The organism is Cobetia sp. AM6, from assembly GCF_009617955.1.
GTDB classification, from domain to species: domain Bacteria; phylum Pseudomonadota; class Gammaproteobacteria; order Pseudomonadales; family Halomonadaceae; genus Cobetia; species Cobetia amphilecti.
This window is the reverse complement of the sequence record NZ_AP021868.1, coordinates 1,069,728-1,087,409: the sequence shown is the minus strand read 5'-3', so window position 1 is coordinate 1,087,409 and position 17,682 is coordinate 1,069,728. Positions and strand designations below refer to the sequence as shown.

The window sequence follows — 17,682 nt, the reverse complement described above, 5'->3', positions numbered from 1 at the left end:
TGGTTGCATCCTCGGTCGCCTGCCAGGCCGCTAGTGGCTTCCGAGTGGAAATGCAAATCACTGGCATGGACGGTATTACAAACAAGAACAATTATCAATTGATCTTGCCTCGCTCTGCCCCATCAGCAGGCCCTGAAACCTGCAATGCAGCGTTGCACTTTTCTCCTGACGCTCTCTCCCCTGCCCTCGCCCCAACCCTTGCCCGCAGACACAAAAAAACACGACCCGCCGAAGCGGGTCGCGTTGATGGGCCAGGCCACCTTGCGGTGTCTCGGCCTCAGCCTTGCAGGGCCTTGCTCAGAGCTTGCCTTCCAGCTCCGGCAGTACCTCGAACAGATCGCCGACCAGGCCGTAATCCGCGACCTGGAAGATCGGCGCTTCGTCGTCCTTGTTGATCGCGACGATGACCTTGGAGTCCTTCATGCCCGCCAGATGCTGGATCGCCCCGGAGATGCCGACGGCGATGTAGAGGTCCGGCGCGACGATCTTGCCAGTCTGGCCGACCTGCATGTCGTTGGGCACGAAGCCGGCGTCGACCGCAGCGCGTGAGGCACCGATGGCGGCGCCCAGCTTGTCGGCGATACCGTTGAGCAGCGCGAAGTTCTCACCGTTGCCCATGCCGCGGCCACCGGAGATCACCACCTTGGCGGAGCCCAGCTCAGGGCGCTCGCTTTCGGCCAGGGTTTCCTCGACGAAGCTCGAGACACCTGCATCCTCGACCACGTCCACGGCCTCGATGGCCGCCTGTCCGTCGAGCGCGACCGGATCGAAGCCGGTGGCACGCACGGTGATGACCTTGAGCACATCGTCGCTCTTGACGGTGGCGATGGCGTTGCCGGCGTAGATCGGGCGCTGGAAGGTATCGGCGCTCTCGACGGCGATGATCTCGGAGATCTGCGCCACGTCCTTCAGTGCCGCGACACGCGGCATGAAGTTCTTGGCAGTGGTGGAGGCACTGGACAGCACGTGGCTGTAGTCATCGGCCAACGCCACGACCAGTGCCGACAGGTTCTCGGCCAGCTGATGGGCGTAGACGGCATTGTCGGCGACACGCACACGCGCGATGCCGGCAAGCCTGGCGGCCTGCTCGGCGACGGCGCCTACGCCCTCACCGGCGACCAGCACATCGATATCGCCACCGATGGCGGTTGCGGCTGCCACGACACTCGCGGTGCTGCTGGTCAGCTGGCCATCATGATGATCGGCAATGACGAGAATGCTCATGAGATCACCTTTGCTTCGTTCTTGAGTTTGTCCACCAGCTCATCGACGGAGCCGACCTTGATGCCGCCCTGACGCTCGGCCGGCGGCGTGACCTTGACCAGCGACACCTTGGAGGCCGTGGAGACACCCAGCTCTTCCGGCGTCTTCACATCCAGCGGCTTCTTCTTGGCCTTCATGATGTCCGGCAGCTTGGCGTAGCGCGGCTCGTTGAGGCGCAGGTCAGTGGTGACCACCGCCGGCAGGTTCAGCTTGACGGTCTGCAGGCCGCCATCGATCTCGCGGGTGACATTGACGCTCTCGCCATCGACCGCCACTTCGGAAGCGAAGGTGCCCTGCCCCATGCCGGTAAGTGCCGCCAGCATCTGACCAGTCTGGTTGTTGTCGGCATCGATGGACTGCTTGCCGAGAATCACCAGGCCGGGCTGTTCTTCCTCGACCACCTTGGCCAGCAGCTTGGCCACGGCCAGCGAGTCGACGGCGTCATCGGTCATCACCTGCACGGCGCGATCGGCACCCAGCGCCAGCGCGGTACGCAGCTGTTCCTGGGCGGCCTTGGGGCCGATGGTGACGGCCACGACTTCGGTCGCCACGCCTTTTTCCTTCAGGCGCACCGCTTCTTCCACGGCGATCTCGCAGAAGGGGTTCATGGCCATCTTGACGTTGGTCAGCTCGACGTCAGACTGGTCAGCCTTGACGCGAATCTTGACGTTGTAATCGATGACGCGTTTCACCGCGACGAGTACTTTCATGGTGTCCTCGCTGATTTCTCATGGAGTACCAGTGACCGTGAGGCCGCCAGCGCTCGATTCATGCAAGCGTTTGATAGGTGAATATCTTCCACAGATGACCGTGATGACAAGTGTCTCGCCACGATATCCGCTGGCACCCGACGGATGAAGTCAGCCAGACCGGCGTGGTTTTCATTGTCCGGGCGCCGCCATTCTCATGCGGGCATCTTGCGCAGAATTGGTTGCCGGGGTCAAACCTGACAATCACTCTCAACACGCCCGAGCGTGAAACCCATCGGGCGATTTCCTGCAACGCCCCCCGGTGGCTATTACGTCAGACCCAAGCATAATAAACAAACGGTCGTTTTAAATGCTACTGTTGCGGCATGCTATGCGGCTGCTTCGCGCCAGCGCCTTGTGTCGAGCGGCCGATCGTCCGTGCAGGACATGGCGTACCAGCGTGAGTCGCACCCCTATTTTCACTCCGGCGAGTCGTGCCCTGACGCACGCCACGCCGGAGGTCCACTGCCCAGCGGACGGCCATGGTCGTTCGTGACACGCCCGCCCCGCCGGATCCGCGGGGCCCTGACGGCGCAAAGATTGAGGAGACGGGTCATGGAACGCGAATTCATGGATTTCGACGTGGTCATCGTCGGTGCCGGCCCTTCCGGCCTGGCGGCGGCCTGCCGACTGATGCAGCAGGCCAACGCGGCCGAGAAGGAGCTGACGGTCTGCGTGGTCGAGAAAGGTTCTGAAGTCGGCGCGCACATCCTGTCCGGCGCCGTGCTCGAACCGCGTGCACTGACCGAGCTGTTCCCCGACTGGGCCGAACGCGGCGCACCGCTCAAGACGGCCGTCACCCGTGACGAGGTCGTGCTGCTCAAGGATGACCAGAAAGCGCAGGTCATCCCCAATGCACTGGTCCCCAGGACCATGCACAACGACGGCAATTACATCATCAGCGCCGGCAACCTGACGCGCTGGCTGGGCGAGCAGGCCGAGGAGCTGGGCGTCGAGATCTTCCCGGGCTTCGCCGCCCAGGAAGTGCTGCATGGTGAAGATGGCACGGTGCGCGGCATCGTGGTCGGTGACATGGGCGTGGCCGCCGATGGCAGCGAGAAGGATGGCCACATGCCGGGCATGGAGCTGCGCGGCAAGTACACCCTGTTCGCCGAGGGCTGCCGTGGCCACCTGGGCAAGCAGCTGATCTCGCGTTTCTCGCTCGACAGCGAAGCGGATGCCCAGCACTACGGCATCGGCTTGAAGGAGCTGTGGGATGTGCCCGCCGAACAGCATCAGCCAGGACTGGTGGTGCACGGCAGCGGCTGGCCGCTCAAGGGCAACGCCGAAGGCGGCTTCTTCCTCTATCACACCGATGACCAGCAGGTGGTGGTGGGACTGATCGTCGATCTCGCCTACGACAACCCGTACCTGTCACCCTTCGATGAATTCCAGCGCATGAAGCAGCACCCGACCCTGGCCCGCCATCTCGAGGGCGGCAAGCGGGTCTCCTACGGTGCGCGCGCCATCGCCAAGGGCGGCCTCAACTGCCTGCCGAAGATGAGCTTCCCGGGCGGTCTGCTGATCGGCTGTGACGCCGGCACGCTCAACTTCGCCAAGATCAAGGGTCTGCACACCGCGATGAAGTCCGGCATGCTGGCGGCGGAAAGCGTGTTCGACGCCATCAAGGGCGGTGACGAAGGCGGTGAAGACCTGGTCGACTTCGGCAAGCGCTTCAAGGACAGCTGGGCCTATGAGGAGCTGGACGCCTCGCGCAGCTTCGGCCCGGCCATGCACAAGTACGGCACCTTCCTCGGTGGCGCCTACAACTTCCTCGACCAGCTGACGGGCGGCCGCCTGCCGACCCTGCATGACACCACACCGGACTACGCGCGCATGCGCCCGGCGGCTGAATGCACGAAGATCGAGTACCCCAAGCCGGACGGCAAGCTGTCCTTCGACAAGCTGTCCTCGGTGTTCCTCTCCAACACCAATCACGAGGAAGACCAGCCGTGTCACCTGCGCCTGTCCGACCCGGAGCTTCCTGTGCGTGACAACCTGCCGCGCTACGCCGAGCCCGCCCAGCGCTACTGCCCGGCCGGTGTCTACGAGATCGTCGAGGAAGCCGGTGAGCCGCAGTTCCAGATCAACTTCCAGAACTGCGTGCACTGCAAGACCTGTGACATCAAGGACCCGGCGCAGAACATCACCTGGGTCGCGCCGGAAGGCGGCGGTGGCCCCAACTACCCCAACATGTAAGCCTCTGCTGCCCGCCAGCTGACAACGCCGCCACGGCCCTGCCGTGGCGGCGTTGTCATGTCTGGCCCTCCTCATCTCTCAGCGCCGCGCCTGCGGACGCCTTGCGCTCCTTAAGCGCTTCTTGTGTTATTCCAAAACAATCTCAAAGCGATTGTTGATATAACAGCCTCCCGGTAGCACATTAGCCTCCCTCGAATTCAGACTCACGCCATCGCTTCGGAGCCACCATGTCCGTCACACGCCAGATACTGCTCGCCCTGGGGCTGGGCATTCTCAGCGGCCTTGCCCTGAACGCCGGGGCAGACGCTCTGCCCGAGGGCAGCGTCGCCTGGCTCGACAGCCACCTGCTGACGCCGGTGGGACAGATCTTCCTGCGCCTGCTGCAGTTCGTGGTGGTGCCGATGGTGTTCGGCGCTCTGATCATGAGCCTGACCAACCGCGAAGGCGGCGCCGACGTCGGTCGCCATGCCGGCCGTCTGCTGGGCAGTTACGTGGTCACCAGCGCCGTGGCACTGACACTGGGCATGCTGGTCGCGCATTGGCTGACGCCGGGCAGCGGCGCCGAGAGCCTGGTGGATTCAGCACCTGAAGGACGCAACGCCGACAGCATCGCCCAGTGGCTGGTGGGCCTGGTGCCCAACAACCCCTTCACTGCGCTGGGTGGCGGCGGTCTGCTGCAGGTCATCTTCGCGGCCGCCCTGATCGGGCTGGCGATGCGCGCCCTGCCAAAGGAAAGCGCACCGCTGCATCGCGTGATCGAGAGCGGTTACACCGTCAGCCTCAAGGTGCTGTCCTTCGTGCTCAAGCTGGCGCCGGTGGGGGTCTTCGCGCTGATCACCTCGGTGATCGCCACCCAGGGGCTGGACCTGCTGATGCGCCTGGGCATGTACGTGATCGGCCTGATCATCGCGCTGGCGCTGATGGCACTGCTCTATCTGGTGCTGCTGGCCGTCACCGGTGCCCGCCCGCTGGCCTTCGTGCGCCACTTCGGCCAGAGCCTGGGCTTCGCCTTCGGTACCGCAAGTTCCGGCGCGACCCTGCCACTGGCGCTGGGCAATGCCCGCGACTACGGCATGAATGAATCCCTGGCCAGCTTCGCGCTGCCCTTCGGCACGGCGCTCAAGCGTGACGGCGCCGCCGTGCTGCAGGGCTTCAATGCGCTGTTCGTGGCGCAGCTGTTCGGCATCGATGTCACCACCTCGCTGGTGATCACCGTTTTCACCACCGGCCTGCTGGTCAGCTTCTCGACGGCTGGCGTACCGGGTGCGGGGCTGGTCGCGATGACCACCGTGCTGGGCGCGGCAGGTCTGCCGCTGGAAGGCGTGGCGGTGGTCGCCGGGGTGGACCGCTTCACCGATGGCCTGCGCACCGCCCTCAACGTGATGGGCAACTGCGCCAACGCCGCCCTGCTGGAGCGCTTCGATTCGCGCAAGCCCGCCACTGAGCCCAAGACACAAGCGTAAGCACGCACGCAAAGAGTCAGGTAAAGCGCCCCACAAATGACAACGCCCGCCAGAGAACCTCTGGCGGGCGTTGTCATTTGTGGGGCCGTCATCGCGCTGGCGCGTGCGGCTACTTCTCGCTGGCCTCTCCGGTGGCGACCGGACGCGCGGGATCACTGATCCAGTCACTCCAGGAGCCGGCATACAGGCGTGGCAACGGCAGCCCCGCGATCGCGAAGGCCAGGATGTTCTGGCAGGCGCTGATGCCGGAACCGCAATAGGCGATCACCTCGCCCTGCGCCGGCAGCAGGCTGCGCAGCTCACGCATCAGACTCATGCGGTCCTTGAAGCGGCCATTGGCTTCCAGATTGCTGGGGGTCGGCCGGCAGAATGCCCCGGGGATATGGCCTGCCACCGGATCGACCGGCTCCTGCTCACCGCGAAAACGCGCCTCGCCGCGGGCATCCAGCAAGCTGTCATCCGTGGCGGCCACCTCTTGGGCGCTGACCAGCAGGCTGTCATCAAAGCTCGGCTGCCAGTCGCTGGGTGTAGGGCTCACCGGTTGGGCAGGCGCACGCTTGAGCTCGCCCATGGCCTGATTCCAGGCCTGGATGCCGCCATCCAGCACCCGCACATCCGGGTGCCCGGCCCAGGTCAGCATCCACCATAGCCGCGCCGCCGCCATCTGCCCGCCCATGTCGTCATAGACCACCACCTGCTGCTCGGGCGTGATGCCGAGGCGGCGGAACAGCTCGGCCGTCGCCTGATGTGACGGCAGCGGATGCCGCCCGCCCACGCCGTCCTCGCGCACGGCGGCCGAGAGATCACGGTCCATATCGACATGGATGGCACCCGGCAGATGGCCTTCACGCCACAGGCGCTCGCCGGCTTCCCCATCGTCGAGACGCGCACGGCAATCCAGCACCACGGGCGACTTGAGGCCCGCCATCGCCAGCTGGGTCACCAGCTGACTGGCATCGATCAGAGGCGCCTGGCGCTGGTCCGGCACCAGCAGCGATGAGGCGGAGACGGAGGCTGCCGCCAATGCGGCAGGATCGGGATACTGAGCCATGGGAACTCCTTTTCGGGCAGACGAAGATGCATTGGAGGCATGATGGTGCTCGGCGCAAGGCTTGGCAATCGCGCTGCCTTGTCGCCCGAGTCTCAAGTCCGTTGTCACAAGGGTCACAAGGCTGTCAGCGGGGCACGCGTGGCGATCAGGCGGCGCTTGTTGCCATCGGCGAAGCGCACCTCGATCAGCGGATTGGCCTCATTGCCGGAGACCTCTTCGATCACCCCCTCCCCGAAGCTCTCGTGACGCAAGCGCTGACCGACCTCCCAATCACCGACGCGTCGCAGCACGGCCGGCTCGCCGCGTGGAGTGCGATTGCCCTGTCGAGCGCCACGAGCATAGGTACCGCCCGAGCTGGACTGGCCTTGCGCAGCCGACTTGCTGGCCGGCTTGCCCGGGGACTTGGCGGCCTTCTTCGGCAGCGCTTCCAGCGTCGGCGGCGTGATGCCGTGACGTGCCAGAGGCAGCCGCGCCAGATAGGCCTCGCCAAGTGCCGGCGCCGCCACACGCAGCCGCTCGTCGCTTCCGTCCGCTGACTCGCGGGCGGCCTCATCGCCGTCGTCGGCCTGCAGACGGGCGAGCTTGGCGCGCTTGCCGGCACCGTGAATCCAGTCACCGAGGCGGGTGCAGTCCTCCACGCACAGCTCGGCCAGGAAGCGGCTTGGCGTATGCGTGCCACCGTCACGCCACAGGTGCAGCTGCTCGCGGGCACGCGTCACGCCGACGTAGCACAGGCGACGCTCCTCCTCGAGGCGCTCCGGCGACAGCGGGTTGTCACGCGAGTAGGCCGGGAAGTCTTCCTCGTTCATGCCCCACAGCCCCACCAGCGGCCACTCCAGCCCCTTGGCCCCGTGCACCGTGGTGATCAGAACGCCGTCGGCGGCGTCCTCGACCGGATTGCGCAGCAGATTGATGAAGGCGTCGGGATCATTGGCCAGCTCCCCTGCCTGCTCGATCAGCACATCCAGCAGGCGCACATCCTCCTCGCCCTTGTCACGTCGGGCCGCGGCGCGGCGCAGCACCTTGTCGGCCTCCAGCTCATCGACCACATGGCGCAGCAGCCGCGCAGGCGCCCAATCGCCCAGCGAGGGCAGATCGCACAACAGCTTCCAGCGCTTGTGCAGGTTGCGGCGTTGCAGCGGCTTGAGCCCCTCGAGGATAGGGTCTTCCTTGCGTGGCCAGCGCTGGCTGTCGGCCAGCTGCTGACACAGGCGCTCGAGGCGCTCGCGCGCGACGAAGGCGGTGGGCTGGGTGAACAGCAGCAGCAGGTGCGTCGGGTCGCGCAGACGCGTGGCATCACGCGCCAGCTCCAGATAGCCCGCCAGCGCCTGCACCAGCGGCAGACGGAACACGAAGCGATCCCCCTGCCCCAGCCGGAAGGGAATGCCGGCCTTGAGCAGCTGCAACTGCACCGGTACCGACAGCGCCCAGCTGCGCACCAGCACGGCGGCCTCGGCGCCACTGCGACCCGACTCTCGCCAGGCCGTGAGCGCCGCGACCAGACTGGCGGCGCCCTGGCCTTCGAACAAGCGCGTCGCCGGCGTGCCGGGCGCGGCCAGACACAGCTGGTCCGGACGGCGCGCATTGGCAGCGATGGCGTGATTGGCCGCCAGCGCCAGACGATGCCCGTGCCGGAAGGTGTAGCTGAGCGGGAAATCCAGCGGCGCGGCAAAGCTCTCGGCAAAGCGCGTCAGCATGTAGTCAGGCCGCGCGCCACGCCACTCGTAGATACACTGGTTGGCATCCCCCACGGCCATGACTTCTGCCAAGGCGCCGGAGGCTGCGGGCGACGCTTCGCCGGGCGAGGAAGCTTGGCCGAGCGACGCTTCGCCGACCGACGACTCGCCGAGCGAAGCCTCGCCGGATGGTGCACCCGCCAGCAGCGCCAGCATGCGCTGCTGCGCCTCATTGATGTCCTGATACTCATCGATGATGACGTGCTGCAGATGCCCCTGGATGCGCGCGCGGGTCTCGGGCTCCTTCTCCAGCTGACGCAGCGGGCGATAGAGCAGATCGGCATAGGTCATCTGGCCGTACTGCTCGAGCAACTGCTCCAGCTGAGCGAAGGACTCGACGAAGTGGCCGGTGTGCTCGCCGAGATTCATGCGCTCATACAGCAGCGTCGGCTCGCACATCTCGGCCTTGACCAGATCACAGAACTGGGCGAGCGCTTCGAGGCGCTCGCCTTCCAGCGCTGCCTCACGATCGGCGCGATCGGCATCGCCCAGCGCACGCTGGGCGGCCTGCTTGAGCAGACGCTCCAGCGCCCAGTCCTGCTGGATGAGCTCGCGCGGTTCGAGACTGCCCCAGCGCACCAGGGTGGTGGTCAGGCGATGGCCGATGGAGTGGAAGGTGCGGATGTCGGGCAGCCGAGTGCCCGGTGGAGCCGACTGCGCCAGCTTGGCGACGAAGTCCTCGCGCGCCGAGCGGTTGAACATCAGCACCAGAATCCGCTGCGCCGGAATGCCTTCCGCCAGCAGGCTCAGCACCCGCGCCACCAGCGTGGTGGTCTTGCCGGAGCCCGCCACCGCCGCTACCCGCGCATGCCTCCCACGATGCGCCACCACGGCGCGCTGCTGATCCGTCAGCCGTTGCGTCAGCTGATCGACGGCCAGCGCCAGTGGCGATGCTGCAACGTCTGGCCCGGAGGTTGCGGTGCTGTCGGGCTCGATGGGAGGAAGTGGTGACGACATGAAGACCTGCAATGGCTGACGGCGAGAGAAAAGGAGCGAAGCAGAACGCGAGGGGCATACGGAAGAGAGAGCAGAAGGCGGCAGGCTCAAAAAGGCTCAGACAGGTTCAGACCTCGACCTCATCAGCCGCCAGCTGTCCCAGAATCTGGAAGCGCCCGCCGCTCATGAAGCCAAGTGTCAGGCTGCCGTCTTCCTGCTCATGCGTCTCGGCGCTCTCGAGCAGTCGATAGTAGAGATTGCGGTGCAGGCGCGCGGCAAGGCCGAAGCGCACCGGCACTTCCGGCAACCACAGGCCGTCCGGCGTCTCGCTCAGCGTCAGGCAGGTCTCCCCTTCCAGCCGCACGACATCGCCCTGATCGGTGACCAGCTGCCAGACGTCCGGCTGGGGCTCGGATAGCCCGGACTCTGTCTGTACGGACTCTGTCTGTCCGGGCTCGGCCTCTCCAAGCTCAGTCTGCGCAGAATCGCTCTCGACGCGGGAGCAGTCCACCGCCAGGAAGGGGCGGTCCTCGACCTGGATGGTGACCTTCTCCGCTGGCGTGACCAGGCAGTAGCTGCCATCGGGCTCGCGGCGCAGGACACGCGACAGCATGTGCACCAGTCGCGCACGGCCGATGGGCGTGCCCTCGTGCATCCAGCGCCCGTCGGCACAGATGACGAGGTCCATCTCGCCACAATGCGCCGGGTGCCATTGATCCACTGGCGGCAATGCCTTGCCGCTGGTGGCCTTGTCGCCCAGCTGGGTGAGGATGGCGGCTGGATTCATGACGTTCCCTCCCTGGTGGTCAGATCATGCGGGGTACCACGCTCAATCGATGAGCATACCGCTGCTGGCCAGCGCTTCGCGAACGTTGTCCGGCGCTTCCGGCGCGGCAGCGCGGAACAGGCGATAGAAGTTGGCGGTGGTCTGCATCGCCAGCTCATCGACGGTGATGCCGCGCTCGGCGGCGATGCATTCGGCGACCTCGACCACATTGCCCGGCACATTGGAGGTGCCACGGTACGGCACCGGCGCCAGATAGGGGCTGTCGGTCTCGATCAGCAGGCGGTCCAGCGGGATGGCGCGTGCCAGCTCGCGGACGTGTTCGGCGTTGCGGAAGGTGACGATACCGGAGATGGAGACCATGAAGCCGTGGCCCACCGCGATGCGCGCCATATCCAGATCTTCGGTGAAGCAGTGCAGCACGCCACCGACAGCGGGGTCCGTATGCTGCTTGATCAGCGCCAGGGTGTCTTCGCGCGCTTCGCGGGTGTGGATGATCACCGGCAGCTCGAGCTCACGCGCGGCGATCAGGTGGCGCGTGAAGCGCTCGTACTGCAGCTCGCGGCTGACGCTCTCGTAGTGATAGTCGAGGCCGGTCTCGCCGATGGCCACCGCGCCGAAGCGCTCGGCGCACTTCTTGATGTCCTCGACCGTGGGTTCCGGGTCGATCTGATGCAGCGGATGCACACCGGCGGAAATCACCACATCCTCATGCTGCTGAGCGATGGCCGAGATCTCGGGCACATCGTCGAGCGTGACGGCAATGGCGAGGAACTGGTGCACGTGACGGGCGCGCGCGGCGACCAGCACGGCCTCGAGGCTGCCGCCGTGCTCTTCCAGTTTCAGACGATCAAGGTGGCAATGCGAATCGACAAACATCCGGAAACTCTCACTACTGATGGCCACGCGCTGCGCGGCGAAAAACGTGCTCGACCGGCGGGCGCCCATGGCACTGCCGGTCGAGATGATGAAGCGACGCTGCGCTCGCGCTACAGCGTATAGGTCGCGTGACCCTTGCCGAGCATGCCGGCCAGGTGGTTCTCGATATGATCGCGCACCTGGCGGTCCTCTTCACTGAAGTGGATGCCGATCCCGGCAGTGCGCCGGCCACTGACGCCCTGCGGGGAAATCCATACCACGCGCCCGGTGACCGGAATACGCTCGGATTCCTCAGGCAGGGTCAGCAGCAGATAGACTTCCTGGCCCATGGTGTAGCGCTCGGTGGTCGGCACGAAGATGCCGCCGCGCACGAGGGTCGACATGTAGGCGGCCAACAGGGTCTTCTGATCACGAATGGTCAGCGAGAGCGCCTTCTGGCCTTGCTGTGGAGCGGTATCCATCCTTCACCTCCGGCCGGTCTCCCGGCACATGCAGTCCCGTGACGAGCGTCAGCGCTCACATGAGGGCTCACGCTGCGTATCAATGCGTATTCTTCGGCCATTGCCTGCTGTCATCTGACGCAAGGCGAGCAAGCGGCCTGGCTGGCTTCAGTCTAGCCTGCCCGCCTTGCCTCGCGCAGCCTCGTGGCTTTCCACGCGGACCTTTGCTCAGACCCTTCCTCAGCTCTTCGCTCAGACCTTCGCTCAGACCTTCACTCGGGTCTTCACGCCGGAAAAAGCCAGCTGCGCATTCAGGAGCGTAGCAAGGCGGCCCAACGCACCAGCCAGGCTTCCAGCACCAGCTGTGGGTTGGGGTTGCCGCCCGCGGCCAGCAGACGGCGCTGCTCGCGGGCGAAGTCCAGCAGCTTGAACCAGTCCTGGGTGCGCCCGTTCTTGACCGCCTGTCTCAGCAGCGGCTCGAGACTGGGGTCACGCAGGTCACTGGCGTTGCCGGACAGGCCCATGCGAATCAGGTCTTCCAGCCAGGCAATACCGTACCACAGCACCTGCGCCAGCGGTTGGCGCTCCAGTCGCCACGCCTCGGCCACCGGCTCACCACCGCGCACCAGCGCATCGAACAGCTCGCGCAAGGCCTGACGCAGCTGACGCTGCTCCGCCTCGCCAAGACGCACCGCCAGCTGCGGCAGTCCGCCCGCCATGCGCAGCAGGGCCTGAGCATCCTCGCCCAGCTGCTGCGTGAGCCACGGCAGGCTCTCTTCGGCCGGTGGAATCACCAGCGGCCATTGCTGACAGCGCGAGCGAATGGTCGGCAGCACCCGTGACGGCATGTCGCTGAGCAGAATGAACAGCGTATTGGCGCCGGGTTCCTCGAGGCTCTTGAGCAAGGCATTGGCCGAGGCGATGTTCATCGACTCCGCCGGTTGCAGACGGATGACGCGGTAGCCGCCCTGCTGGGCCGTCTGGGAGACGAAGCGATTGACCTCACGGATCGGGTCGATGCGGATCATCTTGCCGACATCCTGCGGCGCGACCGCCATCAGATCAGGGTGATGCCCGGCCGCCAGCATATGACAGCCATGACATTCACCACAGGCCGCCGCGCCGGGCTTGCCTTGGGCGGTGCGACACAGCACGCGGGCGATCATCGCATCGGCCAGCTCATGCTTGCCAAGCCCCGAGGGCCCGCTGAGCATCACCGCATGCGGCAGGCGACCGTTGTCGTGTACTGCAGTGAAGTGTTGCCACAGCGAATGCTGCCACGGCAGCGGTGAGAAGCTCGAAAGCGTGACACCACTACTGACGTCTGATGCACTCATGGCTGCTCATCCGTGGCAGTGTTCGCCTGCCAGGCCGCCACGCGCGCCGCCAGTACCGCCGCGATATCGGCCTGCACCGCCTCGAGCGACTGACCGGCATCGATGGTGGCAAAGCGCTCGGGGTCGGCGTCACGACGCATGTGATAGCCGACACGCACCGCCTCGAAGAACTGCTCGGCTTCCTGCTCGATGCGGTCGGCGCCTTCGCCGGTCTCGGCGCGACGAGCGGCCAGACGGCCACGTGCCGCCTCGACCGGCATGTCCAGTAGCAGGGTCAGGTCCGGCTGCAAGCCTTTCTGCACCAGGGATTCCAGCGCCGAGATATCGGCCAGCGGCAGGTTGCGGCCACCGCCCTGGTAGGCAAAGGTCGCGTCGGTGAATCGATCGCACACCACCCAGGCACCACGCGCCAACGCCGGGCGAATGGTCGCGGCCAGATGCTGGGCACGCGCGGCGAACATCAACAGCAGTTCGGCATCATCACTCAGCGACTCGGCCGGCGCCGGGTCCAGCAGCAACTGGCGAATGGCTTCCGCTCGCTCGCTGCCACCCGGCTCACGCGTGCGCACGACCTCGAGGCCATGCGCCTCGAGCTCGGCGACCACGAAGGCGACATTGGTGCTCTTGCCGACGCCTTCACCGCCTTCCAGCGTGATGAAGCGACCAGCGGGCGAAGCCTGGGTGGCCGCCGCGCTGGCGGCGTGGCGAGAAGACGTCGTGCCTGATGCGCTCGGACGTGAAGACATGATGTTTCCTGATTCAGACAGCAGATGACTCGCGACGAAAGCCTCGTGCAGCATGGCAGACCCTGTTCGCCACACGGGTTTCAGCTCATTCGCCACGCATTACCGATTGAGAATATAACGGCGCACGGCATTGTTGTGCTCGCGCAGCGTGCGCGAGAAGTGATGCTTGCCCTCACCCTTGGCGACGAAGTAGTAGGTATCGCCTTCCTTGGGATGCACCGCCGCTTCCAGCGCGGCGCGCCCGGGCATCGCGATCGGCGTCGGCGGCAGGCCGGTGATCACGTAGGTATTCCAGGGCGTCGGCTTGCGCAGGTCGGCGCGCGACAGCGAGCCATCATAGTCCTTGCCCAGGCCATAGATGACGGTCGGGTCGGTCTGCAGGCGCATGCCGCGCTCCATGCGACGCTTGAAGACGCCGGCGATCTCGTCGCGCTCTTCCGGGGCGCCGGTCTCGCGCTCGATCAGTGACGCCATGATCAACGCCTCGTAGGCGCTGGTGATCGGCAGGTCGTCGTCACGTCCGGCCCAGACTTCCTCCAGCGTCTTGCTCATGCGGCTATAGGCCTGCTTGTAGAGCGAGAGGTCGCTGACGCCCTTGTGATAGCGGTAGGTGTCCGGGAAGAAGCGCCCTTCCGGCTTCTCGCCCTCGGCACCGACGGCCGCCATCAACTCTTCATCGCTCATGTCGCGAGTCGTGTGCTCAAGCTTGGGCGAGGCATCCATGGCAGTGCGCATCTGGGCGAAGGTCCAGCCCTCCGGCACGGTCAAGGTATAGCTGACCACATCGTCACTGGACAGCAGCGCCACCAGCTCACGGCCGTTCAAGCCCGGCGTGAGACGGAATTCACCGGCGCGCAGGCCATTGACGGCCTCAGGCTCGAGGCGCGACCACACCTTGTACGGCCAGCTCGCCTCGATGATGCCATGTGACTCGAGCTCGCTCACGACCCTGGTCAGGCTGGCGCCCTTGGGCACCTCGAACAACTGTTCCTTCTCGATCGCCAACGGTGACAGCAACTGCGCCTGCCAATAACGAAAGCCCACCACACCCGCAGCCACGGCCAGCACTACCAGCATCAGGAGGATCTTGAACACTCGCATAATCAGGTTTCCAGTCTTCATGGCGAAGGCGACGACCGCGCAGGCATGCCTGCTGACGCTCGTCGTCTTCCGTCAGTTCGCGGGCTCGCCCAGCAAGCGCGCGACAGTGTGATTCAACTCGTCCAGCGCCGGATGCGCCTCATCCTTCCACTCAGCCAGAATCGCGCCATCGGCCTTGAGCAGGGTGCGCAGCGGCCAGACGCCCTGCACGGAATTCATGACGACGACCTGCTCGGCCCACGCGAGTGACTCAAGCCCCTCACGGACTCGCTCGAACGTCATCTCGGCCTCAAGCGCCGCCAGCAGCGTGCCCTCGACCCCGGCACGATCAAGACACGGCGTGAACCATCGCCCGTCACGATACCAGGCCAGATTCATGCTGGTGGCCTCGATCAGCTCACCCTGCGCATTGAGCAACAGGCCCTCGCTGATGGCCATGTCGCTCCACTCACGGCGCGCCAGCACGTTCTCGAGCCGGTTGAGGTGCTTGAGCCCTGCCAGTGCCGGTTGCTCGGCCACACGCAGCTCACAGACCCGCGCCGTGATGCCACGCCGCGCCTGCTGATTGACCGCAAAAGGCGTCGCGCGTGCCCGCAAGCGCGTCTCCGGTGACTCAGGTGCCCTGTAGCCCCGCCCGCCGGAGCCGCCGGTGACGATCAGCTTGAGCACTTCAAGCCCCTCGCCCTGGCAGACCGCCAGACAGCCCGCCAGCTCAGCTGACGAAGGCGCTGCAATTCCCAGCCGCTGACAACCGCGCGTCAGGCGCGCCTCGTGCCAGGACCACAGCTGCGGTTGGCCCTCACGCACCAGAATCGTCTCGAACACGCCCTCGCCATAGGCGAGGCCACGGTCATCACTGGGCAGATCGGCGGCAAGCGTCGCAAGAGAGCGCTTGTCGTAAGCGCTCCTTTCATCAGAGGCCCGGTCATCTGAGCTCTTGCTGCCAAAGGCATCAGTCGTCATCGATACAGCCCTCCAGAGAACGGTTGCGGGCACGACACGCAAAGCAGGTGACGCCCCACAGACAAACGCGCCCCCGGATGGGAGCGCGCCTGAGGAGAGAGAACACGAAAGCGTGTGATCAGTCCTTGAGCTTGCCGAACACCAGCGAGCCGTTGGTGCCACCGAAGCCGAACGAGTTGGACAGGGTGTACTCGATCTTCATGTCACGTGCGACGTTCGGCACGTAATCGAGATTGCAGCCCTCGGCCGGGTTGTCCAGGTTGATGGTCGGCGGCGCGATCTGGTCACGCATCGCCAGCACGCAGAACACGGCCTCGACCGCGCCGGCAGCGCCCAGCAGGTGACCGATCATCGACTTGGTGGAGCTGACCGCCACATCACGTGCCGCGTCGCCCAGCACCGACTCGACGGCGAGGCTTTCCGCCTTGTCGCCGGCATTGGTGGAGGTGCCGTGGGCATTGATGTAGTCGATCTGGCTCGGCTCGAGCTTGGCGTCACGGATGGCGTTGCGCATGGCGGCGGCCGCACCACGGCCGTCTTCGGGCGGCGCCGTCATGTGGTGAGCGTCGTCGGACATGCCGAACCCGAGCACCTCGGCGTAGATGGTCGCGCCACGCGCCTTGGCGTGCTCGTACTCTTCCAGCACGACGACACCGGCGCCGTCGGACAGCACGAAGCCATCGCGGTCGCGGTCCCACGGACGGCTGGCCGCCTGCGGATCATCGTTGCGGGTCGACAGCGCACGCGCCGCGGAGAAGCCACCCAGCCCCAGCGGCGTGGTCGCCATCTCGGCACCACCGGCCACCATCACGTCGGCATCGCCATAGGCGATGGTACGTGCGCTGTAACCGATGTTGTGCGTCCCGGTGGTACAGGCGGTGGTGATCGCGATGTTCGGACCACGATAACCGAACTGGATCGCCAGATTGCCGGAGATCATGTTGATGATGGAGCCCGGCACGAAGAACGGCGAGATGCGACGTGCACCGCCCTTCTCCAGCGCCTTGTGGTTGTGCTCGATCATCGGCAGGCCGCCGATACCGGAACCGATGGCGACACCGATGCGCTCGGCGTTGTCTTCGGTGCATTCAATGCCGGAGTCGGTGATGGCCTGGTGGGCCGCCGCGATACCGTATTGGATGAAGAGGTCCATCTTGCGGGCCTCTTTCGGGTTCAGGTACTGACCCACATCGAAGTCCTTGATGGAGCCACCGAAACGGGTATTGAAACCGCTGACATCGAAATGCTCGATGGCCGCGATGCCACTCTTGCCCGCCTTGATGTTGCTCCAGCTTTCCTCGACGGTATTCCCGACCGGGGTTACCAGGCCAAGACCTGTTACCACTACCCTTCTGCGAGGCATCGTGTCTCCTCCAAAACTATCGAATTGGCACGCCAGGGCCATGGACGCCCGGACGGTAATTGAGCGCATTATACAGAAACCTGGCCATGCGTGGGCAGTCGGTTTTCAAGCGCTTTTCTGGCCACTTTCACGAAGGAATTCCGACACTTGCCACAAGGGGACATTTGTCACGAAGCCCACCGCCTACCACCAGGCAATGCGCGCCCTGTCGGCGCGGCATTGCGCAGCACATCCCTGAACGACAAGAGCCGCACTGAGGAACAGTGCGGCTCTTGAACGTACAGACAATTGCATCACGACCATGAGCAACAGGTTGCTCCGTGATCGCTTCAACACACCTTACTGGTGGTTGACGATGTAATCGATAGCTTCCTGCACGGTGGTGATCTTCTCTGCTTCTTCGTCAGGAATTTCAGTATCGAATTCCTCTTCAAGAGCCATCACCAGCTCGACGGTGTCCAGGGAATCGGCGCCCAGGTCTTCAGTGAAAGAGGAAGAGTTCTGGATTTCTTCTTCTTTGGCGTTCAGGCGCTCAGCCACAACCTTCTTGACGCGTTCTTCAATGGTGCTCATTTAACAATCACTCCTAGTGGTACGGAATCCGCAGCTCGAAAAAGCTGGGCGTAGTTTATAGGCCACCCCAAAAGGACGCAACCACGTCCCTGCGTGGGG

General features: G+C 65.1%; 15 protein-coding genes. 2 read left to right on the top strand and 13 right to left on the bottom strand.

Going from position 1 to position 17,682, the window contains the following annotated elements; translation table 11 throughout:
• Positions 1 to 297: 297 nt before the first annotated feature.
• Together CLAM6_RS04655 and CLAM6_RS04650 are read right to left on the bottom strand one after the other, a co-directional pair.
• Positions 298 to 1,224, bottom strand: a complete 927-nt coding sequence (locus CLAM6_RS04655) for an electron transfer flavoprotein subunit alpha/FixB family protein (protein ID WP_043331885.1) — start codon at positions 1,222 to 1,224, stop codon at positions 298 to 300.
• A complete protein-coding gene (locus CLAM6_RS04650; RefSeq protein ID WP_153635266.1) occupies positions 1,221 to 1,973 on the bottom strand; it encodes an electron transfer flavoprotein subunit beta/FixA family protein in 753 nt (250 codons plus the stop codon). The genes CLAM6_RS04655 and CLAM6_RS04650 overlap by 4 nt, the downstream gene beginning before the upstream one ends.
• 594 nt (positions 1,974 to 2,567) lie before the next feature.
• Between CLAM6_RS04650 and CLAM6_RS04645 the strand changes: the two genes are divergently transcribed.
• Positions 2,568 to 4,211: an electron transfer flavoprotein-ubiquinone oxidoreductase gene (locus tag CLAM6_RS04645; RefSeq protein WP_153635265.1), complete on the top strand. Its 1,644-nt coding sequence runs from the start codon at positions 2,568 to 2,570 to the stop codon at positions 4,209 to 4,211.
• Positions 4,212 to 4,438: 227 nt separating this feature from the next.
• The gene (locus CLAM6_RS04640) at positions 4,439 to 5,674 is read left to right on the top strand and encodes a dicarboxylate/amino acid:cation symporter (RefSeq protein ID WP_153635264.1); all 1,236 of its coding nucleotides are present in this window, start codon (positions 4,439 to 4,441) and stop codon (positions 5,672 to 5,674) included.
• A 109-nt stretch (positions 5,675 to 5,783) separates the two neighbouring features.
• Here CLAM6_RS04640 and CLAM6_RS04635 read toward each other — a convergent pair whose 3' ends face one another.
• From CLAM6_RS04635 to acpP, 11 genes are all read right to left on the bottom strand, one after another.
• A complete protein-coding gene (locus CLAM6_RS04635; protein WP_225996472.1) occupies positions 5,784 to 6,725 on the bottom strand; it encodes a sulfurtransferase in 942 nt (313 codons plus the stop codon).
• A gap of 113 nt (positions 6,726 to 6,838) precedes the next feature.
• Positions 6,839 to 9,418, bottom strand: a complete 2,580-nt coding sequence (locus tag CLAM6_RS04630; RefSeq protein ID WP_242007745.1) for an ATP-dependent helicase — start codon at positions 9,416 to 9,418, stop codon at positions 6,839 to 6,841.
• Between the two features lie 106 nt (positions 9,419 to 9,524).
• Complete coding sequence (locus CLAM6_RS04625; protein WP_153635263.1) at positions 9,525 to 10,184, bottom strand: DUF1285 domain-containing protein; 660 nt, start codon at positions 10,182 to 10,184, stop codon at positions 9,525 to 9,527.
• A 42-nt stretch (positions 10,185 to 10,226) separates the two neighbouring features.
• On the bottom strand, positions 10,227 to 11,060 hold the full coding sequence (locus CLAM6_RS04620) for a TatD family hydrolase (protein WP_153635262.1): 834 nt from the start codon (positions 11,058 to 11,060) through the stop codon (positions 10,227 to 10,229).
• Positions 11,061 to 11,170: 110 nt separating this feature from the next.
• The gene (locus tag CLAM6_RS04615; protein WP_043331891.1) at positions 11,171 to 11,521 is read right to left on the bottom strand and encodes a PilZ domain-containing protein; all 351 of its coding nucleotides are present in this window, start codon (positions 11,519 to 11,521) and stop codon (positions 11,171 to 11,173) included.
• Positions 11,522 to 11,811: 290 nt separating this feature from the next.
• Positions 11,812 to 12,837, bottom strand: coding sequence for a DNA polymerase III subunit delta' (locus CLAM6_RS04610; protein WP_054555003.1), 1,026 nt, complete (start codon positions 12,835 to 12,837; stop codon positions 11,812 to 11,814).
• On the bottom strand, positions 12,834 to 13,583 hold the full coding sequence (gene tmk / locus CLAM6_RS04605) for a dTMP kinase (protein WP_153635261.1): 750 nt from the start codon (positions 13,581 to 13,583) through the stop codon (positions 12,834 to 12,836). The genes CLAM6_RS04610 and tmk overlap by 4 nt, the downstream gene beginning before the upstream one ends.
• Before the next feature lie 99 nt (positions 13,584 to 13,682).
• A complete protein-coding gene (gene mltG / locus CLAM6_RS04600; RefSeq protein WP_172978623.1) occupies positions 13,683 to 14,684 on the bottom strand; it encodes an endolytic transglycosylase MltG in 1,002 nt (333 codons plus the stop codon).
• 72 nt (positions 14,685 to 14,756) lie between these two features.
• Positions 14,757 to 15,647, bottom strand: coding sequence for an aminodeoxychorismate lyase (pabC, locus tag CLAM6_RS04595; protein ID WP_153635260.1), 891 nt, complete (start codon positions 15,645 to 15,647; stop codon positions 14,757 to 14,759).
• A 118-nt stretch (positions 15,648 to 15,765) separates the two neighbouring features.
• Positions 15,766 to 17,010, bottom strand: coding sequence for a beta-ketoacyl-ACP synthase II (gene fabF / locus CLAM6_RS04590; protein ID WP_043331892.1), 1,245 nt, complete (start codon positions 17,008 to 17,010; stop codon positions 15,766 to 15,768).
• A 339-nt stretch (positions 17,011 to 17,349) separates the two neighbouring features.
• Positions 17,350 to 17,583: an acyl carrier protein gene (gene acpP / locus CLAM6_RS04585; protein WP_024950601.1), complete on the bottom strand. Its 234-nt coding sequence runs from the start codon at positions 17,581 to 17,583 to the stop codon at positions 17,350 to 17,352.
• Between the last annotated feature and the right edge of the window lie 99 nt (positions 17,584 to 17,682).